Raw genomic sequence first — 723 nt, 5'->3', positions numbered from 1 at the left:
TCCCGCTTAAGTCAAGTGTGGACGACGCGCTGGAGATATCCAAACGTAATACTGTCAAAAATGTACTGGTTGTTGAAACAACCCATAACACAGGTTCAACTCGTCATAACTGGGACGTTGACTATCGTCGCTTGGTGGCTGAGCAAGCTGACAAGCATACAGCCGTTCCGGTAAATGCTGAAGATCCATTGTTCATTCTTTATACCTCTGGTTCTACCGGTAAACCAAAAGGTTTACAGCATTCCAGTGGTGGATATTTGACTTATGTGACGTCGACCTACTACTACACATTCGACCATAAAGAAGGTGATGTGTTCTGGTGCTCGGCAGATGTTGGCTGGATTACCGGCCATAGTTACATCGTTTATGGACCCTTGGCGAATGGTGCCACAACGCTCATGTATGAAGGCGTTCCCAATTATCCGAGTATGGGGCGCTTTGGTGAAGTAATTGATCAGCACAAGGTGACAGTTTTCTATACAGCGCCGACGGCTATTCGTACCTTAATGGCTAAAGCGGACGAAGCGACTGGGTCTAGTAAACGTGATTCACTGAGAATTCTTGGTACCGTAGGGGAGCCGATTAACCCGGAGGTATGGCGTTGGTATTATACTGAGTATGGCCATAGCAAATGTCCGGTTGTTGATACATGGTGGCAAACTGAAACGGGTGGTCAGATGATGACGCCTTTACCCTATGCAACAGAATCTAAACCGGGGTCTG

The 723-nt window shown here is 47.2% G+C and carries 1 protein-coding gene; it reads left to right on the top strand.

Going from position 1 to position 723, the window contains the following annotated elements:
* Window positions 1-17: 17 nt before the first annotated feature.
* On the top strand, window positions 18-723 hold a 706-nt coding region (locus tag A3729_RS24400), incomplete at its 3' end, for an AMP-binding protein (protein WP_231877497.1).

The organism is Oleiphilus sp. HI0043, assembly GCF_001634935.1.
This window is presented reverse-complemented; position numbering and strand designations above follow the sequence as displayed.